Below are 22244 nucleotides of genomic sequence, written 5' to 3'. Positions count from 1 at the left end.
GTGCGCAAGCTTCCGTCAGGAACGCTGATTGAAATCTTCGACACGCTCGATTCGACGAGCGCTGAAGCGCGCCGCCGCGCCGAAGCCGGAGCGAACGGGCCGGTCTGGATTCTGGCGTTGCGCCAGACGGCCGGATACGGCAGGCGCGGACGCCGCTGGGAGCAGGAGACCGGCGACTTTGCAGGGACGCTTTTTTTCAAGCCGGATGCGCCAATGGAGCGTTGGGGCGAGCTTTCCTTTATCGTCGCGCTGGCGCTCGCTTCGGCGGTTGATGAATCCATCGCCGAAGACAAGATTACGCTCAAATGGCCCAATGACGTCTTGATCGAGGGCGGCAAATGCGCCGGCATTCTTCTCGAAAATCTCGGCAGTCATCTTTCCATTGGCGTCGGCGTCAACATGGTGACGGCGCCGGACGGCATGCCATACGCTGTGGCCCGCCTTGTGGATCATGTCTCCCCGCCGCCAGGGCCCGGCGCTTTCGCTGCGTCGCTCGATGGGCATTTCTGGACCTTTTACAGGCAATGGAAAACGGCGGGGTTTGCCCCGATCCGGGACGCCTGGCTCGCACGCGCGGGCGGTCTGGGGCGAACCATCACGGTCCGCCTGCCTAATCAGGAGTTGAAAGGCGTTTTTGAAGGGATTGATGAAACCGGCGCGCTTGTATTGCGCTCGGAGGCCGGAACGCGGACAATCGCGGCTGGCGATGTGTTTTTTTCGCCGCAAAGTCAGGAATAACGGCATGCTTCTAGCCATCGACGTCGGCAACACAAATTCGGTGATCGCGCTTTATGATAAAGGCGAGCCCGCCGCGCAGTGGCGGGCGTCCACTTCGACGACCCGCACTGCCGATGAGTACGCCGTCTGGCTTTCTCAGCTCATGGAATTCGTCGGCTACGGGCTTGGCGACATAAAAGAGTGCATCATTTCAACTGTGGTGCCGCAGTCATTGTTTCATCTGCGCAATCTTTCGCGCCGCTATTTCAATTGCGAACCCTTCGTCATCGGGCATGACAATATTCCGGGCGTTGAGGTGCGTATCACGAAGCCGTCCGAAGCGGGCGCCGATAGGCTGGTGAATGCGGTCGGCGCCTTTACGGCCCATGGCGGTCCACTCGTCGTGGTCGACAGCGGCACTGCTACAAATTTCGATATCGTCGGCGCCGATGGCGGCTTTGAAGGCGGCGTCATTGCGCCGGGCATCAATCTTTCCATGCAGGCCCTGCACGAGGCGGCGGCGCGTTTGCCGCGCATTGCCATTGAAAAGCCGGAAAAAATCATCGGCACAGACACCGTCGGCGCCATGCAAACGGGTGTTTTCTGGGGTTATATTTCTCTCATCGAAGGGCTCCTCGCGCGGATCAAGGCGGAATATCCAACGCCGATGAAAGTCGTGGCGACGGGCGGCATCGCGTCTCTCTTTGAAGGACAAACCGACGCCATCGATATTTTCGACCACGATCTCACTATTCGCGGGCTCTTCGAAATCTCGAAACGGCTGAAGGCGAAATAATGTCGAAGAAGGAGCTTGTTTTTCTGCCGCTCGGCGGTTCCGGCGAGATCGGCATGAATATGAACCTTTACGGCGTCGGTTCCGCCGCCAATCGGCAATGGATCATGATCGACTGCGGCGTCATGTTCGGCGATCTGACGACGCCGGGCATTGATCTCATTTGTCCGGATCCGACTTATATCCTTGAAGAAAAGGAAGCGCTTCACGGTCTTCTTTTGACGCATGGCCATGAAGATCACATCGGGGCGGTGGCGCTGCTCGCGCCGAAGCTCGGTTGTCCCATCTACGCGACGCCTTTCACCGCCGCGCTCGTTGCGCGCAAGCTTGAGGAGTATGACAAGGCGGATGTCGAGCTGAATGTCATAAACATGAACGCCCGTTTCACGCTGGGGCCGTTCGACATTGAATATGTGACGCTCACCCATTCGATCCCTGAACCAAGCGGCGTCATTTTGCGCACTGAATTTGGAACGGTGCTTCATACCGGCGACTGGAAGATCGATAAATCACCTTCGCTTGGACCGCTAACGGACAGCGGCACGATCAAAAAGCTGGGGGACGACGGTCTTCTCGCCATGGTTTGCGATTCAACGAATGTTCTGTCGTCGGGCGAGTCCGGTTCTGAAACGGCGGTCAAGAAGTCACTGACAAAGCTGATTGCCGAACAGGAAGGCCGTGTTGCGGTGACGACCTTTGCGTCCAATGTCTCCCGCGTTGTTTCCATTTGCGAGGCGGCGGCGGCGGCCGACCGCAGTGTGTGTCTGCTTGGGCGCTCCATGTTGCGCATCGTGGATGCGGCGAAAGAAGTTGGAATTCTGCCCAGAGGCTTGCGTTTTGTTGAGCCGCAGGACGCCGGTCATCTGCCGCGCCAGCATGTGCTTTATCTTTGCACCGGCAGTCAGGGTGAACCGCGCGCCGCGCTTTCACGCATTGCTCGCAACGATCACCGCGATTTGACGCTCTCCGAAGGCGACACCGTCATATTTTCCTCGAAAATCATTCCTGGAAATGATCGCGAGATTTACAACCTTCAAAACGATCTTGTGGAGCTCGGCGTCAAGATCATTACGGAGAAGGACGAGTTTGTTCATGTTTCCGGGCATCCGTGCCGGGAAGAGTTGCGGGCCATGTATGAATGGGCTCGTCCGCGCATTGCGATCCCGGTGCATGGTGAGGCGCGTCATCTTGAAGAACATGCAGAGTTTGCGCTTGAGCTTGGCGCAGAGAAATCCTTTGCGCCTCGCAATGGTGACCTCATTCGCATCGCACCCGACGGGCCAGAGCGGATCGACGAAGTCCCGGCGGGACGCATTTATCTTGATGGCGATGTCCTTCTGCCGGACGGCGCAGCGCCTTTGCGTGAACGCCGTAAACTTTCCTATGCGGGCGCTATCGCGGTTTCTCTTGTGCTGGATCAAAAAGGCGCGCTTGCGGATGATGTGATCGTCGAGGGAATTGGCGTTGTCGATGATGACGAGACTGGCCCTGAGGATGCGGGGCTTGCCGACGACATCGAGGATGCGGTTCTGGCCCTGCCGAAAACAAAGCGCAGGGACGACGAGGCTGTCATGTTGGCGGTGAAGCGCGCAGCGCGGGTCTATTATGATGATGTCTGGGGCAAGCGCCCGGTCATTATTACGCATATTCACAGGACAGAAGCATGAATATCGCCGGCGCCGTTGTTATCTATGTGATCTGGTGGTGGATCGTTTTTCTCGCCGTCCTGCCCAGAAATGTGGAAGGGCGGTGGGAAGCGCCCGACGACGGCGTTGACGGCGCGGACCCCGGCGCCCCCACTGATCCAAAATTGAAGCAAAAAGCCTGGCTCGCCACGAAAATAGCCTTTGTCTTCTGGGCGATCACCGCCGCGATCATATTGAGCGGTGTTTTCAATTTTCGGGACTAGGTCCGGCGCTTTAACTTCTTAAAAAAATAGGCTTTTCCCGCTCTTGCGTTCATTCAAGGGCTAGAATAGCAACAGGTGAAGGCAATCCCATTCACCTGACTCCGGTCGCCAGCCGCGAGGGGCAGCCATGAGCGAAACTGCGCCCGTTGAAGAAGAAGCGCGCCCCGACGGTCAGCCGCCGGAAGGGGATGGCCAGTTCGCGGAAGACCAGACCCTGACGCCGGAATTCGTGCGTTCCGTCGCCGACGCCATCGAGGCGGAGGATGCAGAAGCCTTTGCAGGGCTGACGCGCGAACTTCACCCTGCTGATATCGCCGACCTTATTGGCCTCTTGCATGAGGAAGACCGTGAGGCGCTGATCGGGCTTTTGGGCGGCTCCTTGCCGTCGGAAGTGCTCGCCGAACTCGACGAAGATCTTCTCGAACACATTATCGAGGTGATGGAGCCTGAGAAGGTCGCCGAGGCTGTCGCCGAACTCGACACCGACGACGCGACATTTCTCCTTGAAGATCTCGACGAGGAAAAACAGGCGGAGATTCTTTCCTTCGCGCCACTCGAAGACAGGCTGGCTTTGCGTGCGGCCCTCGATTTCGAAGAGGAAAGCGCCGGCCGTCTCATGCAGCGCGAGTTTTTCGCGTCGCCCGCTTTCTGGACGGTGGGACAGATTATCGACCGGCTGCGCGGCACGGAGGAACTGCCCGACCGTTTTTACGAAGTGTTCGTCGTCGATCCCGCCTTCAAGCCGATCGGCTCGGTTCCCTTGTCGACTCTACTGAAGTCGCCGCGTGAAACCGTTATCGAAACCATTATGACTAGCCGGGACATGCGCACGGTGCCGGTCACCATGGACCAGGAAGAGGTCGCCTATCTCTTCGAACAGTATAATCTTATTTCATCGCCGGTTGTGGATGACGCCGACCGTCTGATCGGCATGATCACCGTTGATGACGTCGTTGAAATGGTCCGTGAAGAGACCCAGGAAGACATGCTGGCGCTGGGCGGCGTTGAAGCGGATACGGGCCTTAACGACACTGTGTTTGAGACTGTGCGGTCGCGCTTTTCCTGGCTGGCGGTGAACCTGGCGACGGCGATTCTCGCTTCGCTTGTTATTGCGCTCTTTGACGGCGCCATTGGTCAGATTGTTGCGCTTGCTGTCCTGATGCCGATTGTCGCCTCCATGGGCGGCAATGCGGGCACACAGACGCTTACCGTTGTTGTGCGCTCGCTTGCCACGAAAGACCTGACGGCGTCCAACGCCATGCGCGTTGTCTTCCGTGAAGCGCTGGTTGGTTTGTTCAATGGTGTTCTTTTCGCCATCATCATGGGCGGGCTTGCGGGCGTGTGGTATTTCGCAAGCGGCTGGGGCGGAGAGGATGATGCGGTTCGTCTTGGGCTCGTCGTCGGCGTCGCGATGATCGTCAATCTGCTCTGTGCAGGCCTTGCCGGCATTCTGGTGCCCATCGGGTTGCAGCGCGCCGGCGCCGACCCGGCGGTGTCATCCGCTGTCTTCGTCACGACGGTGACAGATGTTGTCGGATTTTTTGTATTCCTTGGGCTTGCTGCGGCTGTGCTCCTGCCGGCGGCGGGCTGATTTACGCCGCGGGCGGAGCTTTTTTCAGCGAGCGTTGCGTCCAGTAAACCAGGCCGCCCGCCAAAAGGATGAGGGGCAGGGTTGGTTCCGGCGCGTCCACGGGCGGTTCTTCCGGCTCACATTCCTCGTCATCGGGATTGTCTTCATCGCAAGGCGGCTCGACTGGCGGAATGACCACAACGGGCGGGATCACCGGCGGCACAGCCGGCCAGCCCGGGAAGAACGGCGGCGGCAACACCTCGACGGGCGCCGGCGGCGTCACAGGCGGTTCGGTTGGCGGAACCCGCCGCGTTTCCAGTGGGGCGACCGGATTATAACCGGCCAGCCGGGTCGGAACCGGACGGGGCGCTAAAAAGACTCGGCGGCGGCCCTCCTGGGGCCTTCGTCGCCGCAACAGCCGCAATTGACCACAATGTCATTGCGAATGTCGCCAACGGCGCGCGCATACCAGGCTTCAAACTCTTCATCGCTCATGGGGCCGCTATCGTTCCGGCCGCCAATCCCGCCTGTCCACAGGATCGCCAGAGCGATGATCGCCGCGGCGATGATGTTTGTGACGCCATTACCCAACATAAGTCACCTCAAACGCCCCCATGCCTATCTTAACACTTTTGGCGGGTGAAAGGGGGCTCTCCCGCAAGCCTTCTCACAAGTCTTGTGCCAGAATCGGGCGGCTCCGAATCTCGGGGAGCAGAATAAAATCCGTTTTGAATCAAGGAATTATCTTTGAAACAGAGGGGATGTGGAAAACCGCATCGGGACTGGAGCGTGCAAAAGCGCCACAGGACTGTGCCGTTTCGGCGCCGCGTCGGGGCGAAAATCGGCCAGATTCACGCCTCCGGCTACCCAATCGGGACCTCTCGTGGTAGGAATCGTTAACGACGTTTGACGGGGGAGTCGCGTGGGCGAACGCGCCGATAGGGCGCGGCTTCCAGAGTAAGCTCCTTGCGGGGAGCGAGGTCCAGAGGGGGTTTGAGCGGGTCTGATGCGGACGGGAGAGACCGGTCTTAATCTGATCAAGGGGTATGAGGGCCTGCGCATGTCTGCGCATTACGCTCCGACCGAACAATGGACGGTGGGCTATGGCCACACCGGTTCAGCGCGTCACGGCATGAGCGTTACCGAGGGTGACGCCGAGCGCCTTTTGAAGGACGACGTTAAGCCGATCGAACAATTGATTGGTGATACGGTGCGCGCGCCGCTCAATCAGAACGAACATGATGCGCTGGTTTCGCTTATCTTCAATATTGGCGAAGACAACTGGCGCCATTCGACCGTGCTGAGAAAACTGAACGCAGGCGACAAGATCGGCGCCGCGAATGCTTTTGAGCTTTGGACCAAAGCCTTCGTCAACAATGAGCTTGCAACGCTGGACGGGCTTGTGCGCCGGCGCGCGGCGGAGAAGTCCCTTTTCCTCATGCCGACAGATGCGGCGCTTGTTGTTCCGTCCTCTGACGTTCATCCTGCGTCGGAATGCGAACCGGAATTTATTTCCGACAAGGTCTACAACGCAAAGCCGCTGGTCGATTTTGACGAGTACAAAAAAGACGCCAAGAAAGCCCTTTCACCGGAAGAGCGCGCCGCGCGGACACGGTCGCTGTTTGCGGCGACGCAAGCGTTGTCGGGCGATCCGTCCAAGATGATTATCTCGAAAGCCGAAGAGCGCGCCGATATGGGCGTCACCGTCGGCGCGCTGCTCGCGGGGCTGCTCGCTTTCGCCATGACGGGCGTTGGCGCGTTGTTGTTGCTCGGTCAGGAAGCGCCCGGGATCGCGGAGGCCATGGGCCTGACTTATGATCGCTTCGCGACCATTTTTGAAAATCTCCCGATCTGGCTTTCCGGCATTGGCGCGGCGATGTCGTATTTCATCCTCTACATCCTTGTAAAACGCGCGGCGCGGCACGATCTGAAACGGCAACGGGCGCGCGATCTCGCGCGGCTGCGCGTCGCGGAATAGCCCGGCGCAAGATTTTGCCGGAATGACATTGCATTTTATCAAATTATGCGCCGGCGCTGAAAGCGTCGAAGACCTTGTTGCGCGGATCGACTATCGCTGCGGCGTCAATGAGGCTGCAGGTCATGGCCGTATTCATGATCATGTGACGCGCATGCATCCGAGGCGTGAGGAGGAGCTGCTGACTGGCGGCTCAATCTACTGGGTCATCAAGGGCGTGGTTCTTGCCCGGCAGAAAATTCTTGGTTTTGAGCGGCGGACCGGCAAGGATGAGATTGAGCGCACAGCGATCCTGCTAGATCCTGCCTATATCTTGACCGAGCCGCAGCCGCGTCGCGCTTTTCAGGGCTGGCGTTATTTGAAAGACGAAGATGCGCCGAAGGATTTGAAAATGAGGGGCAGGAAAGCGCCCCCGCCTGAATTGGGAGCGGAACTCGCGGAATTGGGGCTTTTGTAATGCAGATGATCAAGACCTTGATTATGGGCGCAGGCGCGGTTGGCGCTGCAGGCGTCGCATATATCGCCGTACCGGGCGGTGATTCCGAACACTCCATGACTACGGCTCCTGCCGGTTATGAAGTGTGCCTCAAAAGCGATCTTGGTCTGTTCGAAGCTGTTTCGGCGAAATGTTTTTCGCGAAAGGAATTGCTGACCCTGCGCGACCGTCAGGTGGTCGATATTGAGGGAAAACCGGTTTCTGTCTCCATGTCTCATCCGACAGATATGAGTGTTTCCGCCCAAGAGTGCAGGACCTGTCGCGATTATGGCGAGATGAGCTTTGATGGCTGGTATGCTTTAAGCTCGCGGGACATGCGTCGTGAGGCCTATTTTGTCCGCGCCTGTGGAACGCTGGCGGCGCTTTCGAACGCCCGGCCGGCGGAAAGGTCCTTTTTTAAAGAAGGCTCGCCCGAGGCTGAAGAGGTCGCCGCGCTCGCCGGGGCCATGAAATTCGGCGAGATGGGTTCCGGCGACGATGTTCACGTTGAAAAAGCGCAAGGCGCTGTGTGGCGCATATCTTCCGGCGCCATGACCTGGCGAATCCATGAAATAGCCAATGCTGATTTCGACAATGACGGTGTGGAGGAGATCATGGCTTTCACCTCCGGCGCCCTCCAAGGCGGCACAGCGTCTTTCTATGAGGTGGGTCTGATTGAGAAGGATACGGCCGGGGCGGCGCTCTCCTTCACGCCGATATCCTATGGGCGTGACAAGGCCGCCGGCGCGGGATTGTAAGAATCACGCCAGCGTGCCCTTTTCTTGCGGCTTTTTCTCCGCTTTTTCATCAAGGCATTGGACCCGAGGGTCGGGATGCTTATTATAGGTCAGCGATTCTGGATTCTCAGGGAGAAACCGGCCCTTGCCGATCATCAGACCTCTTGGCGCGTTCCTGATTTTGGGACTTCTTTCGGCCTGCGCTTCTTTTCCGGGCGGCTCAAGCGATGCTTCCGTTAGCGTCGAAGGCGACGCCGAGGCCGCACAGGTTCAGGTGGCGTCCCTCGAAGCCGAAGTTGCGAAACTCAAGTCGCAAAACGCACGCCTTGCAAACGAACTTCTGGCTCTAAAACGCGAGCGTGACCAGCAGGCGGGTGGTAATGCGCCTGAACTGAAAGATCCGGAGCCTGAATTGCCCCCGGCGCCGGAAATTACAGTAGATGACGGCGCGCCGCGCCCCAATGCGGTTGTTGATGACGCGGCTTCTCCCGCGCTCGCCAAAACTGATGTGCCTGTTGAGACGTCGCCGCGGCTGGTGCAGCCGACTTTCGCCTCCAATGAAACGGTTTTTGAAAACGAGGCGGAGGGCGATATTCAAACCGAAAGCGTGCTCTTCGGCGTTCATCTTGCTTCCTATCGCAAGATGGATGAGGCCCGCGCCGGGTGGCGGCAATTGCAGCGGGAAAACCCGGACGAACTCGGGCTGTTGGAACCGCGTGTTGAAGGCGTCAATGTTGAAGGGAAGGGGCGTTTTCTTCGGCTTATTGGCGGTGGTTTTGCCGCCAAAGACAAGGCGGAAGTGTTGTGCGGCCAACTAAAGGCCAAGGGCCTTTTCTGTTCTGTGGCGAGTTTTGAGGGGGATCGGTTGTCGCTTGCGGAGAATGGCGGCTAGTCGTTTTCCGGCGGTGCGATGTCAAAGGCGCGCTCATCGAATATGACGCCGGCAAACTCGGCGGCGCCCTCATAGCGAACAACAAGCTCGCCGGCGCCAAGAGAAACATAGCCAAGTGGAATTGTAACTTTGCGCAGCGTCGCATCTTTATAACCGGCGACATTGTCGCGCAGGCCGAGCAATTCCTTTTCGCCGCCTTTGGGCGTGTAGGTTGCAACCAGCCTTCCGTAGCTCGACCATTCGCCTTTGGGTTCGATCGATGTTTCAAGCATCAATGATCCGTCATCGTCGCGCAGCAGGCGAACGTCTGTAATCTTTGCGTCCGCCTTGCCGCCATTGCGCAGGATAACCGGCACCGACATGCCAAGGCTCACATCCACCTGAAGGCCGGTGCTTGCTTTGCGAAGGGCGGAGCGTGAGGCTTCTGTTTCTATCAGCAAGTGGGAGCGGCGTTCGCCTTTTGGCAGTTTCACGCCGCTTTTGATTTCGACGCGCACCGTCTGACGTGCGCCGGGCTTCAGTCGAAAACTCGCCGGCGAAACGACAAGCCAGGGCGCAGCGCTCAATTTTGCGCGTAACTCCGGATCTGCGGGATCGTAGCCGGTTTCCGTCGCGGCCAAATCAGTCCAGGTGACTTTCGCGTCCATAATCCTGTCGGAGGGGTTGGAAACGGTGAATTCCGCGACTGGCTCGTTTCGGCTCAGAACCTGACGCAGGGGCGAAAGACCCATATCCGCATGCGCTGCAGCCTGAACGGTTAACAGCAGCGCCAGCGCCGCGAGAAGGCGCGCCGGAAGGCTATATCTCTTCGCTATCGCCATAAGCCTCAGAATCGTCTCACAGTCGAAATTACACGGGGAGAGTTTCCCATGAGTAAGCAAAATCTATGAAAACCCGGCCTTCAGGGGCCGAGAGCGGACGCTTTCAATGACTCACGTAATCGTGCTCGGGAACGAAAAGGGCGGTTCCGGCAAATCAACGACCGCCATGCATCTGATCGTGGCGCTCCTGCGCTCCGGCAAGACGGTCGGGGCGATGGATCTCGACCTGCGTCAGGGCAGCTTGACCCGATATCTGGAGAATCGAAAAAAGTTCTGCGAAAACAATGATAAAGAGCTTGTTTTTCCGAAGGTTGTGACGGTTGAGCCGTCTTCTCTCGACAGTCGCGCCGAGTCCCAGAAGAAAGAGACGGAAAGCCTTAAAAGCGCGCTCAAATCGCTTGCAGGCTTTGATTTCGTCGTAATCGACTGTCCCGGCGCGAACACGCATCTGTCGCGGCTCGCCCATCTGCATGCGGATACGATTGTCACGCCGCTGAATGACAGCTTTGTGGATTTTGACCTGCTGGCCAAAGTCGATCCCGGAACGGGCAAGGTGCTCGGCCCCAGCCTTTACAGCGAAATGGTTTGGACCGCCCGCAAGCAGCGAGCCATGATGGGGGTGCGCGGCGGCATCGACTGGATCGTCATGCGCAACCGCCTGTCTGCGACCAGAGCCCGGAACAAGAAAACCATGGGAGACAAGCTGGAAGAGCTGTCCTCGCGGATTGGTTTCCGGCTCGCGCGAGGTTTTGGCGACCGGGTGATCTATCGTGAACTCTTTCCCATTGGGCTGACTTTGCTTGATCTCGGCGGCGTTAATTCGCCTGTCCGCCTGTCCACCATGAGCCATGTAACGGCGCGCCTTGAAATTCGCTCTTTGGTGGCGTCCCTCAAACTGCCGGTGGAAGACCATCCTGCGGCAGAATCTTCCGAGGACGGCGAGAAAAAGAGCGCCGCGGCGGCCTGATCCCTAATGGATGGCATCGCCCTTGGGTGATCGTGCGGCTATGTTCGTTTCATGTCTTTTGCCCTGATCGCGCTCTTCATTGCCTTCGTAGCTGCGGGTTGGCTGCTTTTTCGCCTTGCGGGAAATCGCGAGGAGGGAGAGGAGCGGCCGATGACCATAATGAAGCTGGTTGTCTGGCTCGCCCTGACAGCGGCGTTGTTGGCGGTGAAGCTCTGGCCGATTGCCTTCATGGTGTTGCTGGCGGCTGGCGGTGTGACTGCGATAGAGGCCTGGCGAGGCCGGGCAGGGCCCGTAGAAACGAATGAGGCGCCGCCGGCGTCGCCGCCAGCGCGCCGTATGAGTGAGGAAGAGGCCCTGTCTGTGCTTGGCCTCAAGTCCGGCGCCAGCGCAGAAGAAGTGCGCAGCGCTTATCGTAAACTCATTGCGCAGCTTCATCCTGATAAGGGGGGCACGGATTATCTTGCAGCAAAGATCAACGAAGCACGCGACCTCTTGCTGCGCAGCCTGGACGGTTGAATCTAAAGCTTATCGAGCGACGGCTTGATCGTGCCCGGGTAATAGGCGTTCGCCCAATGAACGATTTCGCGCAGCACCGGCCCCAACGCGCGGCCTTTTTTTGTTAGCGCATATTCATGGCGCACTGGATTTTCCTGATAGGCCGATTTCGAGATCAGGCCATGCTCCTCAAGACGCTTCAACCGGTCGGCGAGAATGTTCGTTGTCATATCTTCCGGTGATTTCAAAAAATCGCTGTAGCGGCTTACGCCACGAAAGAGATCACGGATCACGATCAGCGACCACTTGTCTCCAACAATATCGAGGGTCACCGCCAGCGGGCAGGGCGAGCGTTTGAAATCTGGCGTCTTGGACATGCGGATCTCTTATAGTCACTTTTTTATTGCAAGTTACGCGCGCCCATAGTAACTTGCAATAAAAAAGTTACTAAATGGATCCGCACACCACAGAAGAAAAGGGAAGCTTCATGCCGTCGATTCGCGTCTATCATTCATTTCGAAGCCCCTATTCCCGGCTTGGTCTTCATATTCTGGCGCGCGAAGGGGTAGAGGCCGAGCTCATCCCTTTCAGCGGCCCGCCTGAAGGGGTGGCGTTCAACGACCCCGTCGCGAACCCGCTTAAGCTTGCCTATTACATGCAGGATGCGCCGCGGATGACCATGCGTATGGGGTTGCCGATCAATCCGCCTCAGCCTTTCGACGTGGATCTGGCGCCCTCGTACAAAGCCGCTGTCGCTGCCGCGGGGGATGGCAAAGGGCTCGCCTTCGCGCTGGAGGTTTCAGACGCTCGGTGGGGCAAGGGGCGAGATATTTCTGATTTGTCCGTCCTTGAAAGCTGTGCGGAGAAAGCTGGTTGGGACAAGAGCGCTGTTGGATCAGCGCAGAATGATCAAAGCGTCGCCGCCGAGATGAAACGTCATCGCGACCTGATTGCGGAAGACGGCGTGTTTGGCGTTCCTTTCGCGGTCATGGGCCCCAAAAAATATTGGGGCCATGATCGCTTCGGACTTCTTGTCGACGATCTGAAAGACTAGGCTCAGGCTACGCCCTGGCGCGTTTCCGCATCCGGACTTTTAAGCTCTTTCTCGTCGCAGACGCGATTGCGTCCGGCGCTTTTTGCTGCGTAGAGGCAGCTATCTGCGCGATCGATCAAGGCTTCCATCGTGTCAGATCCGCTTAGTTGCGCAACGCCCATCGACATCGTGATGACGCCTAGATCTTCATCAGTTCGGCGTTTGCGCAGCCGCCGGGATTCAACGGCGCTGCGAATTCTATCCGCAAGTTTGCGGGCATTTTCCAATGTTGTGCCCGGCAGCACGACAGCGAATTCCTCTCCGCCATAACGGGCGAGCAGGTCCATGCCTTTGACATTGGCGTTCATGACTTCCGCGACAAGACGCAGAACCTGGTCGCCGGTCTGATGCCCCCAAGTGTCGTTAAACTTCTTGAAGTGATCGATATCGCCGAGCACAAGCGCCAGCGGTTCTCCGTTTTCAGTTGCTTCGCTCATGTGCTTTTCAAGCGAACGATCGAAGGTGGCGCGATTGGCCACACCGGTCAGCGCATCCTGCATGGCTTCGCGCTGAATGGCTTCGACGTCACGTTGCAGGGTGTTGACTTCTTCTATGGATGCGGCGAGTCGATCTTCAAGATATTTGTTTTCTTCCCGCATCGTTTTGGCGACCGAAATAACACCTTCGAGAAGGGCGCCGACCGCAGGATATTTTTCACTGGAATCACGAAGCTGATCGGAAATATCCGAAAGCTTTTCGGTATGGCCTTGAGCGTTTTCACCTGTCTGTTCGACAAGGTCGTAAAGATCTGTGACTTCAGTGTGAAACCGCGTCATCAGATCGATGACATCGTTCGAAATATCCGAGTGCTGGATCAGTTTTTTGTAGAGCAGGTCCGCTTTTTCCTGCGTAACCTTTCCCGAAGAATCCATGGCCTTTTGGATATGCGCTGACAGGGAAGGATTTTTCCCTTCAACATGCGCATACCAAAGCTCGTAATTTCGCGGCGTCGCGGCAAGGCCGGTCTTTTTCAACGCCGCCAGCGCTAATTCCGCAAATTGATGCGTTGTTTCGCTATTCACAGTCATGACGCCCCTGGATACTGCGCATGGGTGTCTTTCTCCCCGTTTCGGGAGAAACTAGGCGACTGCAGTAAAGGATTGCCTAAAGAGCCAGGTGCGGCTGTAGGCAAATCCTTTATTCGCTGACCTTAATGAGAAGTTAACGTGCGACTTCGCGCATCAGGAAGGCGGGGACATGATCGCCCAGCCCCACAACGGCTTCCTCGCGGCGGCGCGGGCTGCGCGCCTCTCCGTTCTTGCGCCGGCGGGACGGGGCGCGGGTCTCTCCGCGCTGCGACGCCTTCTGTGACGCGTCGTCTTCGGCGGATTTCGCGTCGTTTTCTGCAGGTTTCTCCGCTTCGGCCGCCGCGTCATTTTCAGGCTTGGGCTCTGACTTGCGGTTGTCGCGGCGGGAAGATGACCGCCGTCCGCGGCTCTCTTTCGCATCCTTGCCGCCGCGTGGGCGGCTTTCGCGGACCGGATTTTCTTCGAAGAATTTCGAGAAGTCGAGCGCCTCGATTTCTTCAGCGCCGATGGTTTTCAAGATGGCGTCATAATGCTTGCCGTCTGCAGGGGTCACCAGCATCATCGCTGCGCCCTTCAGTCCCGCTCGTCCCGTACGGCCAATCCGGTGCACATAGTCGTCGGAGTGGATTGGCACGTCATAATTGAAAACATGGCTCACGGCGGGAATATCGAGCCCTCGTGCGGCGACATCAGAAGCTACAAGAAATTGCACTTCGTCGCTGCGGAACTTATCGAGTGTTTCCGTACGGAAGGCCTGGGCGAGGTCGCCATGGATTGGCCGCGCATTGAAACCATGCTTTTGCAGCGACTTGGCTACGACATCTACTGTCGATTTACGGTTACAGAAGATGATGCCGTTTTTCACACCGTCCTGACGCAGAAGCTCGCGCAAGGCGTTGCGTTTCATCTTGTCGTCTTTTGTCGGCACCCGGACAATGCGTTGCGTGATGGTGTCTGCTGTCGTCGCCGGTTTTGAAACTTCAACACGCACCGGCTTATGCAGGAATTGATCGGTGATGCGCTGGATTTCCGGCGGCATCGTCGCAGAAAAGAAAAGGGTCTGGCGCGTCATGGGCGTCAGTTTGAAGATCTTTTCGATATCCGGGATGAAGCCCATGTCGAGCATCCGGTCGGCTTCGTCCACCACCATGACTTCGATGCCGGTGAGGAGGAGGCGCCCACGCTCGAAATGATCGAGCAGGCGGCCCGGCGTCGCGATCAGCACATCAACGCCGCGGGTAAGCTTGGCGTCCTGGTCGCCAAAGGAGACGCCGCCGATGAGGAGCGCCATGGAAAGCTTGTGATTGACGCCGTATTTCTCAAAATTTTCAGCGACCTGCGCGGCGAGTTCTCGCGTCGGCGCGAGAACGAGGGAGCGCGGCATGCGCGCCTTGGCGCGGCCTTTGGAAAGACGCTCGATCATCGGCAGGGTGAAGGAAGCGGTTTTTCCCGTGCCGGTCTGAGCGATGCCGAGCACATCATGGCCCTTAATCGCCGGGGGAATGGCTTCTTCCTGGATGGGGGTAGGGTTTTCGTAGCCAGCCGCAGCAATAGCTTCGAGAAGTTTCGGCGATAAGCCGAGATCAGCAAAAGACATCGAGTCTCCGTTTGGGTTTTTGCCGGCGTCGCGCCGCAGCGCTTTTAGCCGTTTTGTCGCATCGGCGGGTTGTTTCTCTCCAACGCCGCGCTCTTCCGCCGTGGAAGCGATGCGTCATCATAGGCAATGGGTCTTGATGACCGGATGCGGATGCAAAAAATGCGCTGCGTCTTATCTTGGGGCCGGCGGAAGATCATCCAGAACGGCCGATTGCGCGCGCTGCATCGCAGCATTGCGAGGCGGGAAGTAGGGGGCTTTCCCCGGCGAGTCAACGATTTCGGGGTATTTTGGGCTGGTTTTGGCTGGTCTGGGGCAGGGATGTTGCCTAAAATCCGCACATGAAGCCCCGATCGAAGACGCTCCCGGCCCTGACGATCATTGGTCTCTTATGGTTTCCTCAGGCCTCTGGAGGGGCTGACAGGCTCGATAAAGACGCCTGTGTCTTGAACGGATTTCCACTATATGGCGATGTGCAGGTGGTTGAGAGCTTTCCTGATATCCGCGTGCAGATTGTTACAAGCTTTCCTGATTTGAGGGTTGAGCGCGTAGACAGCTTTCCTGATGATTGCGGTCAATGGAGATTTGTCGACAGCTTTCCGGACCTTAAAATTCAGTATGTTGAGAGTTTCCCGGATCTGAAAATCGAGATGGTCTCGAGTTTTCCGGGGTGGCCGTAACCGGCGTCGGACGCCGCCAGAAATTCCACATCAACACGAATAGAATCATTCCGGCGGCGATGGTCATATAGAGATTGCCGCCAAAGGCCATGACGTCGTGACCATGCATAGTCGGCGGATTGGGCAAGTTCCCGGCGCGCGCAATCATCAAGAAAGCGCCGCCGCAAATGAGAGCCGAGGCGGTTCGAAGAGACAGACAATACAACACAAGGGCGCCGAATGACACGAAGCTGTAATAGTGCAGCGATGCAATGAAGAGTGTGGAGACGATCGCCAGCATCACGAGGTCAAGCGGTTGGGGCGGCGCTCTGAACTGGATGTACAAAGCGAGCGCCGCGATCAGGATGAAGCATAACGCCGCCAACTGATAAAAAGTCATGCCTGCATCGCTGCCGCCCAGGGTCCAGACGGCATTGCGCAGGCCGGTCGAAACGATGGCTGTATTAAATACCTGATCGCCATAGACCGAAAGGTTGTGAAGCAGGTCGGCGGTGACTTCGAAAGGCGACGCTATCAGGAAAGCCGGCGTCGCCATTGCGATCGATATCAGCGCAGCAAAAAAAACGATTTTTCGTCCCAAGGCGGAAAAGAGCAGGACCAGCGCCATCGCCACGCCTAGCTGCGGCTTCAGTATGATCAGCGCCAGGCCGATCGCGCCTGTGATGAGTTTCGCGCGCGATAGCGAATATACAAGCAGGCTCACGCCGAAATAGATAAGCGCTGATGACTGAGCGAGCTGGATGTTTTTTTCTGCGGACTGGCTAAGGCCCACAAGGCCAAAATGAAGCATGAAAAGCGTTAAAAACGGCAACGACAGGAGCATGCTGCGTATTGGCGAACTGGGCGCTAAGATTGCGCTGTTCCCCGCAAGAAAGCGAAACGATGCAACATTGAGCGCGCTTGCGGCGAGCAACAGTATAATGGTGATGACTCGCCATAATCGTGTCGCTGTTGAGGCGTCAGTCTGCGCTATGAGGGTGGCGATTGGAAACCAGCTTGGGGGATAATACCATGCCTCCGATATGCGAATGGCTTCGAACTCGGCGATGCGCCGGCTGAATTCATCCGTGTAAGGCGAGAGCCCTGCGTGCCACATATCGCCTGCGACCCACATGAAATGGAAGTCGGAATAAGGGATATCCCAGTTCTGCCCGAGCCTGTAAGCTAGAAGCGCGCTCGCCAGCATGAAGGCGGCAGGGGCGGCAAGGAGCAACACCCAACGTAGATGACGATGGAGCCTAACGAGTTCCGCCCCGCTCGGAGATGATGACAACTTCGCCCCGCTGTTGATGCTTTCAGTGGTTTTTCAGAAATGAGCAGTGACTTTTAAAGCGCGCCCTGGGCGTTGCGTTCATCGCGAGCATATAAGGCTTCGCGAGTTTCTTCCGGCATACGCATGGCGTCGATCCGGGCTTTTTCGGCTTTGAAGCGAGCCAGCGCTTCGCCTTCAAGGGCTTTGCCTGTCGTATCCATTTTCAGGCGCTGCGGGTTCACAGCAGACCCACGCAAGTGAACTTCATAATGAAGATGGGGCCCGGTTGAGCGACCGGTCGTGCCCACATAAGCGATGATGTCGCCTTGGCGCACCCGTTTACCAGCCCTGATGCCGCGAGCGAATCCATTGAGATGCGCGTAAGCCGTCTGATAGCCGTTGGCGTGCCGGATTTTGACGTAATTCCCGAAAGAGCCGTATCGGTTCGCGCGTTCAATGACGCCGTCGCCTGCGGCCTTGACCGGGGTGCCGCGTGGGGCGGCGAAGTCGACGCCTTTGTGTGCTCGGCGATACCCAAGGATGGGGTGTTTTCGCGTGCCGAAACCGGAAGACAGACGCGCGCCATCGATTGGCGTTTTCATGAGAAGGCGTTTGGCGCTTTGTCCAGTGGCGTCATAAAAGTCCGCGCGTCCGTCATCACCGGGGAAACGATAATATCCTTTTTCGCGGGAGCGGCCGCGCCAGTTGAGGCGCGCATAAAGTATATCTCCGGCGGAAACGAGTTTGCCTTCGTCATCATATTTGACCTCGAAGATCGCTTCGAATTCGTCGCCGCCAAAAATCTCGCGTTGAAAGTCAACATCGTAGGAAAATGCGTCAGCGAGATTGGCGATGACTTCGTCCGGCGCGCCGACATGCTTGGCCGAAAGGTAAAGGCTGCCATTGATGCGCCCGGCGACCGACATAATTCGGGTTGTTAAGGGGACGGTTTTCTTTTCGGCGATCATCTCGCCGCCACTGACGCGCTTTAAGAAAATCCGATTTTCAGGATCGGCGCGAAATTCAAGGCCGAGAAGGCGCGCATCCGGCGTTGCATGTTGCGACGCCATTTCAAAAAGCGTCTGGTTCGGCCAGCCGACGGTCAGCGCAAATTCCTGTCCGGGGAGAAGGCGGCGGAGATCCTGATGTTTGCCGAAGGCGTAGGCTGCGGCGTTAGCGTCAGCTGCGGTGATCCCGGCGCGCTTCAACGCCTCTACAAAATTCTCGCCTCGGCTGAGGCGAACGCGAATTTCTTCCGGCTCTTGGGCCATGTCAGCGGCGAGCGCGACCGCGGGTGAAATGCGGGTGATGTCTTTGCGGACAATGTCGCTTGCAAAAAAGACGGGCGGCGGACCGTCATCGGCCGAGGCGTATTGGGTTTGCGCAACCCGCATCATGCTGACAGGCGGCGTCGTCGGGGCCGCGGGCTTCAGGCTCGGTGCGACGCCAACGGTTTCGACGATCTCGGATTTCGCTGCGGCGACCTTTACTTCGGCGCCCGGTTTGATCCTGGGTGTGAAGCCCTGATCGGCGACGGGCGGCTCACCGCCCGCCAGAGGGAGGGTGGCGCGTGCGGCGCGGGACTCGGCCAACACGGCTTCAACGGAGTCTTCCCCGCTTGCGGTCTGTTGCGCGGTTGAGGCGCTTGCAGTGGAGGTGTGCTTAATGGCGGGCGTGGTTTTTTCTGCGCTGACCGGCAGCGCGGCGGCGATCGGCGCCTCAGGCAGCCGGGTCGGCGTGGAGGCGGCGGAAAACACCAAAAAAGTCCCGCCAGCGACTAGGACGGTCAATGCGGCGCCCAGCGCGGCGGGGCCGCGGCGCTTGCGCTCAAGCGGACAGTAGGCGTCGCCGCGCCCTGTAAACGTCTGACCTGTATGAACAAACTCGTTCGACATCTGCGCTTCGCCGCCGTTTTCTGCGCTACGATTTGCCTCTCGGCGGCCGTATTGCGCCTACCATCGCACGCCTCGCCAAAGCTCGCAATTTCTTGCATTCTATCGGCGACGCGCGGGGCTGATTAGACGAAATTGTCGTTAATCAATAGAGAAAAGCTGCGGTTGTGTTTGAGGGGTTGAGGTAACGCCATGCGCATAGCGCGATTTCTGGCGATTGTCCTGACGCTGTTAGTGATCCTGACGGCGTTGGTCTGGGTTTTTCGCTTACCGCTTGCAGGCTGGGCGGCGCGTACGGCCATGGCTTCTGCCGGGCTCGAAGCGCCGCAGGCCCGGGTGACGGCGTTAACCTTTGATGGCGTGCGGCTGGTGAATGTGGCCGCAGGGCCCAAAGCGGCGCGCGGCTTTTCGTTTGACGTTGTCGAGGTGGACTACGACTGGCGGCGTTTGTGGCGGGAGCGCGCCATTGATGCGGTGCGCGCCGGGCCCGGCGCTTTGCGCGTGCGTGTCGGTGAAGACGGCGATTTTTCCATTCCCGGCCTCCCTTCGGGCGGCGGAAGCGGCGGCAATCGTTCATTGCCTTTTGACAGTGTGAGCCTGAGCGAAGTCGCAATGGTGGTGGATGCGCCGCAAGGCGGCGCGACCGGTCGCGTCAATGCAACATACGATATCCAAAGTGGCGGCGAGGCGTCGATTGATTTGTCATCGGACGAAATCGTCTGGAACAATTTCCTGTTTCAGAATGTGAAGAGCGCGGCGCAACTTGATTTAGCGGCTGATGGGGCGATGTCGTTGTCTCTAACCTATGAAGGGGACGCCGAGACGGACATGATCGCCGCGCGCCGTGTCTTCTTCACGGCGACCGGCGACGCTGGCTCGTGGCGGGACGTTGTGACCGGCGGCGCTGAGCTTTTGAGCGGCGCGGTGCGCGTTGCGTTTTCAGCGCCCGAGATAGACCTCCGTGATGAGGACCTGCTGTCGCTGACCAGCGCTGCACAAATGCAGACGGTTTTTGGCGAAAAACTACAAAACGCCGCCTTTGCTGGCATCGCCGATGTCGCGTTTGAAGGGGGCGCTTTTCAAATCCGGCTTGCTGACGAGGGGGGGCCGCTTGCCCTGACGACGCCGGAAGGCGCGTCCCTGACCTTGACGCCGCAGGGGAGCGCGCCGTTTTACGCCCGCGCCGGCGGTCGCGAAACATCATCGTTCCAGTTCGCACTTGTTTCCGATGGCGCTGATGCAAAAGGCGCCGCGGATTTGGAGCGCGAAGGAGGCTTCTGGCGTGTCGCTGCGCCGATTGAAATCGATGCGTTTGTTTCCAGCGCGCTTTCTCTCGATGGCAGCCGGATCGACATTGAGGCGCAGTCGAACGGTTCGGAAATCATCGCCGATATTGGGCTTAAGTCCGGTTTGCGGAAAGCGACGATTGGCAGGCTGACGATTAATGATGCGCCGTTCAACGGCGCCTTTCGAGTCACCGCCGATCTGAACGCGCAGCGCGCGCAAGTCGTCAGCAAAAGCGACTGTTTCAATATCGAGCGCGGCCGCGGCCGGCTTGAAGGGCAGGACCTTGATGTCAGGCTTTCGGAAATTACGCTCTGCAACGCCGAGGGCCCGCTCGCAGTTTACACATGGACCGGAGACACGGCCTGCACCGTCTCGGGAGAAATCGCCGCCCGCGATGGATCGGTGCGGTTCGGAAAGACTGTCGCTAGAGGGCGACCGCCAGTCGTTCGTTTTGACGCCGCTTACCATCCGGCGCGCAAGCACACGATAATCAAGGGCGGTGTCGTCAATGGGGCGATGACAATCAATGATGCAGTCGAAATGTCGGGAGTGATCGGCGAATTCGATTTCGAACTTGACGCGCAAGGCATGCAGGCGGACGCCGCTGTCAACCGGCTGCGCATCGCCCAGCATCAGGGGCCGGAAAACCGCCTGTTAATGATTGCGCCAGTGATGGCGTCGGGTGAAGCAAAGCTTGAAGGCGCTGAGACGCGCTTTTCCTACGCGCTGACGACCCCTGAAGGCTACCGGCTCGGCGCCGGCGAAGGCGTCCATCACATGAAAACGGCGAGCGGTGAAACCGTGCTGACTCTGGAAAATCTGGCCTTTTCCCCGGTCGGCCTGCAGCCGAACCGGATATCTCCGGCGCTAAAAGGGATTGTGAATGCGGCCGATGGAAGCCTCGACGGGGAGGTTCGCCTTTCCTGGGCGCCGTCGGAGTTTATTTCAACGGCGGAGCTGTCTCTCGATAATATATCTTTTGCAGGCCCTACGCAGGCTGTCACCCGGACCCATGGCGTTAGCGGCACCGTTCAGCTTACGGATCTTTTCCCGGTTACGACAAACGGCTTCCAAACCATCAATGTCGCCAGTGTCGACATGGACGCGCTGCAGCTCGGCGCCGGCGACATCACATTTGAGTTGCCGGGCGACGAGACTCTCGGCATTTCAAACGCGGCGTTTCCCTGGTTCGGCGGTGAGCTAGTGGTCTCTGACGCAACGGCAGGATTTTCCGGCGAAGCGCTCATCCCGCTACAGGCGCACAATGTTGATCTTGAGCAAGTGTTCGAGTTTTTCGATGTTGAGGGGCTTTCCGGTGAAGGCATATTGAGCGGCGACCTGCCATTGATCTTTGAAGGCGGGCGGGCGCGCATCGAAAACGGCTTTATCCGGTCTCAAGGGCCCGGTGTCATCCGTTATGTGGGGCAGGCGGCGGAGCAGGCGTCAGCGGCGGGAGAAAACGCCAAGGTCGCATTCGACTTTTTGCGTGACCTTCGCTTTTCAGAGATGGAAGTCACCATCAATGGCGCGTTGGATGGCGAGATCAAGTTTGGGATGCGGTTTGAGGGAGTAGGCGACGTTACGGTCCGTAACCGGAATGTAAAGGATGTGCCTGTGCTCTATCGCATCAATCTTGCGGTGGAAAACATCGATCTCATCCGTCAGGCCAATATCTCGGAAGTTATCAAATCGAGGATACAAATGGAGCTCTCAGATGAGGAATGAGCCGGAAATGCGGCGAAAACCAGCCGCCGGCGACGAGAATAAGCCTATTTTTCGCCGCAGAGATCAGCTAATTTCATGGCGTTGCGTGTGACGGATATCACTTGGAAGGCGGAGGGCAAACCTTCATGATGAAAACGCGGAATTTGTTGTTTGCGGTATTGGCTCCGGTTGCGATTGGGCTTTCCGCCTGCAACACCGTCAAACTTGAAGGCGGAGAGAAGCCGATTGAGGTCAATCTCAACGTCAATGTCACCGGCGAGGTGCGGGTTAAACTCGAACGCGAGATCGAGGACGCCATCGCACAGAACCCGGACATTTTCTAAGGGGGACGCAACATGGAAC

At 58.1% G+C, this 22244-nt stretch carries 24 protein-coding genes; 15 read left to right on the top strand and 9 right to left on the bottom strand.

From position 1 onward, the window contains the following. The 5 genes from ACFC5L_RS13390 (at window position 1) to mgtE (ending at window position 5010) form a co-directional block, all read left to right on the top strand. Window positions 1–738, top strand: coding sequence for a biotin--[acetyl-CoA-carboxylase] ligase (locus ACFC5L_RS13390; protein ID WP_375202432.1), 738 nt, complete (start codon window positions 1–3; stop codon window positions 736–738). Between the two features lie 4 nt (window positions 739–742). Then, window positions 743–1513, top strand: a complete 771-nt coding sequence (locus ACFC5L_RS13385; RefSeq protein WP_375202433.1) for a type III pantothenate kinase — start codon at window positions 743–745, stop codon at window positions 1511–1513. Beyond that, window positions 1513–3177 carry a ribonuclease J gene (locus ACFC5L_RS13380; protein ID WP_375202434.1) on the top strand — a complete coding sequence of 555 codons (1665 nt, stop codon included), beginning with the start codon at window positions 1513–1515 and terminating at the stop codon, window positions 3175–3177. Before ACFC5L_RS13385 ends, ACFC5L_RS13380 begins: the two co-directional genes overlap by 1 nt. Continuing rightward, entirely contained in the window at window positions 3174–3419 is a 246-nt protein-coding gene (locus ACFC5L_RS13375; RefSeq protein WP_375202435.1) for a DUF1467 family protein, read from the top strand. The genes ACFC5L_RS13380 and ACFC5L_RS13375 overlap by 4 nt, the downstream gene beginning before the upstream one ends. A 127-nt stretch (window positions 3420–3546) precedes the next feature. Beyond that, window positions 3547–5010, top strand: coding sequence for a magnesium transporter (gene mgtE, locus ACFC5L_RS13370; protein ID WP_375202436.1), 1464 nt, complete (start codon window positions 3547–3549; stop codon window positions 5008–5010). A gap of 1 nt (window position 5011) precedes the next feature. Here mgtE and ACFC5L_RS13365 read toward each other — a convergent pair whose 3' ends face one another. Together ACFC5L_RS13365 and ACFC5L_RS13360 are read right to left on the bottom strand one after the other, a co-directional pair. Continuing rightward, the gene (locus ACFC5L_RS13365) at window positions 5012–5272 is read right to left on the bottom strand and encodes a hypothetical protein (protein ID WP_375202437.1); all 261 of its coding nucleotides are present in this window, start codon (window positions 5270–5272) and stop codon (window positions 5012–5014) included. 86 nt (window positions 5273–5358) lie between these two features. Then, a complete protein-coding gene (locus ACFC5L_RS13360; RefSeq protein ID WP_375202438.1) occupies window positions 5359–5583 on the bottom strand; it encodes a hypothetical protein in 225 nt (74 codons plus the stop codon). Window positions 5584–5995: 412 nt separating this feature from the next. Here ACFC5L_RS13360 and ACFC5L_RS13355 point away from each other — a divergent pair, with 412 nt between their 5' ends. From ACFC5L_RS13355 to ACFC5L_RS13345, 3 genes are read left to right on the top strand one after another with little or no spacing between them, the layout of a single operon-like run. Beyond that, window positions 5996–6967: a lysozyme gene (locus tag ACFC5L_RS13355; protein ID WP_375202439.1), complete on the top strand. Its 972-nt coding sequence runs from the start codon at window positions 5996–5998 to the stop codon at window positions 6965–6967. Between the two features lie 22 nt (window positions 6968–6989). Then, window positions 6990–7421 (top strand): DUF1489 family protein, encoded by a 432-nt coding sequence (locus ACFC5L_RS13350; protein WP_375202440.1) that lies wholly within the window; start codon window positions 6990–6992, stop codon window positions 7419–7421. Next, a complete protein-coding gene (locus ACFC5L_RS13345) occupies window positions 7421–8197 on the top strand; it encodes a hypothetical protein (RefSeq protein WP_375202441.1) in 777 nt (258 codons plus the stop codon). Before ACFC5L_RS13350 ends, ACFC5L_RS13345 begins: the two co-directional genes overlap by 1 nt. Before the next feature lie 3 nt (window positions 8198–8200). Here the strand turns inward: ACFC5L_RS13345 and ACFC5L_RS13340 are convergent, their stop codons facing one another. Continuing rightward, a complete protein-coding gene (locus ACFC5L_RS13340; RefSeq protein ID WP_375202442.1) occupies window positions 8201–8332 on the bottom strand; it encodes a hypothetical protein in 132 nt (43 codons plus the stop codon). Between ACFC5L_RS13340 and ACFC5L_RS13335 the strand changes: the two genes are divergently transcribed. Beyond that, the gene (locus tag ACFC5L_RS13335) at window positions 8322–9068 is read left to right on the top strand and encodes an SPOR domain-containing protein (protein ID WP_375202443.1); all 747 of its coding nucleotides are present in this window, start codon (window positions 8322–8324) and stop codon (window positions 9066–9068) included. The genes ACFC5L_RS13340 and ACFC5L_RS13335 overlap by 11 nt on opposite strands. Here the strand turns inward: ACFC5L_RS13335 and ACFC5L_RS13330 are convergent. Continuing rightward, window positions 9065–9889 (bottom strand): fimbrial biogenesis chaperone, encoded by an 825-nt coding sequence (locus tag ACFC5L_RS13330; RefSeq protein WP_375202444.1) that lies wholly within the window; start codon window positions 9887–9889, stop codon window positions 9065–9067. The two genes, ACFC5L_RS13335 and ACFC5L_RS13330, sit on opposite strands and share 4 nt — an antisense overlap. Before the next feature lie 106 nt (window positions 9890–9995). On the opposite strand from ACFC5L_RS13330, the gene ACFC5L_RS13325 reads away from it, so the two are divergent. Together ACFC5L_RS13325 and ACFC5L_RS13320 are read left to right on the top strand one after the other, a co-directional pair. Next, window positions 9996–10856, top strand: coding sequence for a division plane positioning ATPase MipZ (locus ACFC5L_RS13325; RefSeq protein WP_375202445.1), 861 nt, complete (start codon window positions 9996–9998; stop codon window positions 10854–10856). Window positions 10857–11006: 150 nt separating this feature from the next. Then, window positions 11007–11372, top strand: coding sequence for a DnaJ domain-containing protein (locus ACFC5L_RS13320; protein ID WP_375202446.1), 366 nt, complete (start codon window positions 11007–11009; stop codon window positions 11370–11372). A 2-nt stretch (window positions 11373–11374) separates the two neighbouring features. On the opposite strand, the gene ACFC5L_RS13315 is transcribed toward ACFC5L_RS13320, so the two are convergent. After that, on the bottom strand, window positions 11375–11728 hold the full coding sequence (locus ACFC5L_RS13315) for a winged helix-turn-helix transcriptional regulator (protein WP_375202447.1): 354 nt from the start codon (window positions 11726–11728) through the stop codon (window positions 11375–11377). A 74-nt stretch (window positions 11729–11802) separates the two neighbouring features. Between ACFC5L_RS13315 and ACFC5L_RS13310 the strand changes: the two genes are divergently transcribed. After that, window positions 11803–12405: a 2-hydroxychromene-2-carboxylate isomerase gene (locus tag ACFC5L_RS13310; protein WP_375202448.1), complete on the top strand. Its 603-nt coding sequence runs from the start codon at window positions 11803–11805 to the stop codon at window positions 12403–12405. 2 nt (window positions 12406–12407) lie between these two features. Here ACFC5L_RS13310 and ACFC5L_RS13305 read toward each other — a convergent pair whose 3' ends face one another. After that, window positions 12408–13472, bottom strand: a complete 1065-nt coding sequence (locus ACFC5L_RS13305) for a GGDEF domain-containing protein (protein WP_375202449.1) — start codon at window positions 13470–13472, stop codon at window positions 12408–12410. Between the two features lie 133 nt (window positions 13473–13605). Further along, window positions 13606–15069 carry a DEAD/DEAH box helicase gene (locus ACFC5L_RS13300; RefSeq protein WP_375202450.1) on the bottom strand — a complete coding sequence of 488 codons (1464 nt, stop codon included), beginning with the start codon at window positions 15067–15069 and terminating at the stop codon, window positions 13606–13608. 338 nt (window positions 15070–15407) lie between these two features. On the opposite strand from ACFC5L_RS13300, the gene ACFC5L_RS13295 reads away from it, so the two are divergent. After that, on the top strand, window positions 15408–15746 hold the full coding sequence (locus ACFC5L_RS13295) for a hypothetical protein (RefSeq protein WP_375202451.1): 339 nt from the start codon (window positions 15408–15410) through the stop codon (window positions 15744–15746). Here ACFC5L_RS13295 and ACFC5L_RS13290 read toward each other — a convergent pair. Continuing rightward, window positions 15673–16932, bottom strand: coding sequence for a hypothetical protein (locus ACFC5L_RS13290; RefSeq protein WP_375202452.1), 1260 nt, complete (start codon window positions 16930–16932; stop codon window positions 15673–15675). The two genes, ACFC5L_RS13295 and ACFC5L_RS13290, sit on opposite strands and share 74 nt — an antisense overlap. 140 nt (window positions 16933–17072) lie before the next feature. Beyond that, complete coding sequence (locus ACFC5L_RS13285) at window positions 17073–18893, bottom strand: M23 family metallopeptidase (RefSeq protein ID WP_375202453.1); 1821 nt, start codon at window positions 18891–18893, stop codon at window positions 17073–17075. A gap of 189 nt (window positions 18894–19082) precedes the next feature. Between ACFC5L_RS13285 and ACFC5L_RS13280 the strand changes: the two genes are divergently transcribed. Both ACFC5L_RS13280 and ACFC5L_RS13275 read left to right on the top strand, forming a co-directional pair. After that, window positions 19083–21902 (top strand): intermembrane phospholipid transport protein YdbH family protein, encoded by a 2820-nt coding sequence (locus ACFC5L_RS13280; protein WP_375202454.1) that lies wholly within the window; start codon window positions 19083–19085, stop codon window positions 21900–21902. Window positions 21903–22027: 125 nt separating this feature from the next. Continuing rightward, window positions 22028–22225, top strand: a complete 198-nt coding sequence (locus tag ACFC5L_RS13275) for a YnbE family lipoprotein (protein WP_375202455.1) — start codon at window positions 22028–22030, stop codon at window positions 22223–22225. Window positions 22226–22244 lie beyond the last annotated feature (19 nt).

Source organism: Hyphococcus sp., from assembly GCF_041986965.1.
Lineage (GTDB): Bacteria > Pseudomonadota > Alphaproteobacteria > Caulobacterales > Parvularculaceae > Hyphococcus.
Note: the sequence above shows the minus strand (reverse complement) of the source record. Positions and strands in the feature narration are given on the sequence as shown.

Coding starts and splice junctions, on each gene's coding strand:
- ACFC5L_RS13295 (WP_375202451.1), top strand. CDS start 15,408: ATGAAGCCCCGATCGAAGACGCTCCCGGCCCTGACGATCATTGGTCTC.
- ACFC5L_RS13350 (WP_375202440.1), top strand. CDS start 6,990: ATGACATTGCATTTTATCAAATTATGCGCCGGCGCTGAAAGCGTCGAA.
- ACFC5L_RS13300 (WP_375202450.1), bottom strand. CDS start 15,069: ATGTCTTTTGCTGATCTCGGCTTATCGCCGAAACTTCTCGAAGCTATT.
- ACFC5L_RS13330 (WP_375202444.1), bottom strand. CDS start 9,889: ATGGCGATAGCGAAGAGATATAGCCTTCCGGCGCGCCTTCTCGCGGCG.
- ACFC5L_RS13310 (WP_375202448.1), top strand. CDS start 11,803: ATGGATCCGCACACCACAGAAGAAAAGGGAAGCTTCATGCCGTCGATT.
- ACFC5L_RS13305 (WP_375202449.1), bottom strand. CDS start 13,472: ATGACTGTGAATAGCGAAACAACGCATCAATTTGCGGAATTAGCGCTG.
- ACFC5L_RS13345 (WP_375202441.1), top strand. CDS start 7,421: ATGCAGATGATCAAGACCTTGATTATGGGCGCAGGCGCGGTTGGCGCT.
- ACFC5L_RS13320 (WP_375202446.1), top strand. CDS start 11,007: ATGACCATAATGAAGCTGGTTGTCTGGCTCGCCCTGACAGCGGCGTTG.
- ACFC5L_RS13360 (WP_375202438.1), bottom strand. CDS start 5,583: ATGTTGGGTAATGGCGTCACAAACATCATCGCCGCGGCGATCATCGCT.
- ACFC5L_RS13385 (WP_375202433.1), top strand. CDS start 743: ATGCTTCTAGCCATCGACGTCGGCAACACAAATTCGGTGATCGCGCTT.
- ACFC5L_RS13325 (WP_375202445.1), top strand. CDS start 9,996: ATGACTCACGTAATCGTGCTCGGGAACGAAAAGGGCGGTTCCGGCAAA.
- ACFC5L_RS13380 (WP_375202434.1), top strand. CDS start 1,513: ATGTCGAAGAAGGAGCTTGTTTTTCTGCCGCTCGGCGGTTCCGGCGAG.
- mgtE (WP_375202436.1), top strand. CDS start 3,547: ATGAGCGAAACTGCGCCCGTTGAAGAAGAAGCGCGCCCCGACGGTCAG.
- ACFC5L_RS13355 (WP_375202439.1), top strand. CDS start 5,996: ATGCGGACGGGAGAGACCGGTCTTAATCTGATCAAGGGGTATGAGGGC.
- ACFC5L_RS13275 (WP_375202455.1), top strand. CDS start 22,028: ATGATGAAAACGCGGAATTTGTTGTTTGCGGTATTGGCTCCGGTTGCG.
- ACFC5L_RS13375 (WP_375202435.1), top strand. CDS start 3,174: ATGAATATCGCCGGCGCCGTTGTTATCTATGTGATCTGGTGGTGGATC.
- ACFC5L_RS13315 (WP_375202447.1), bottom strand. CDS start 11,728: ATGTCCAAGACGCCAGATTTCAAACGCTCGCCCTGCCCGCTGGCGGTG.
- ACFC5L_RS13340 (WP_375202442.1), bottom strand. CDS start 8,332: ATGATCGGCAAGGGCCGGTTTCTCCCTGAGAATCCAGAATCGCTGACC.
- ACFC5L_RS13285 (WP_375202453.1), bottom strand. CDS start 18,893: ATGTCGAACGAGTTTGTTCATACAGGTCAGACGTTTACAGGGCGCGGC.
- ACFC5L_RS13290 (WP_375202452.1), bottom strand. CDS start 16,932: ATGCTGGCGAGCGCGCTTCTAGCTTACAGGCTCGGGCAGAACTGGGAT.
- ACFC5L_RS13280 (WP_375202454.1), top strand. CDS start 19,083: ATGCGCATAGCGCGATTTCTGGCGATTGTCCTGACGCTGTTAGTGATC.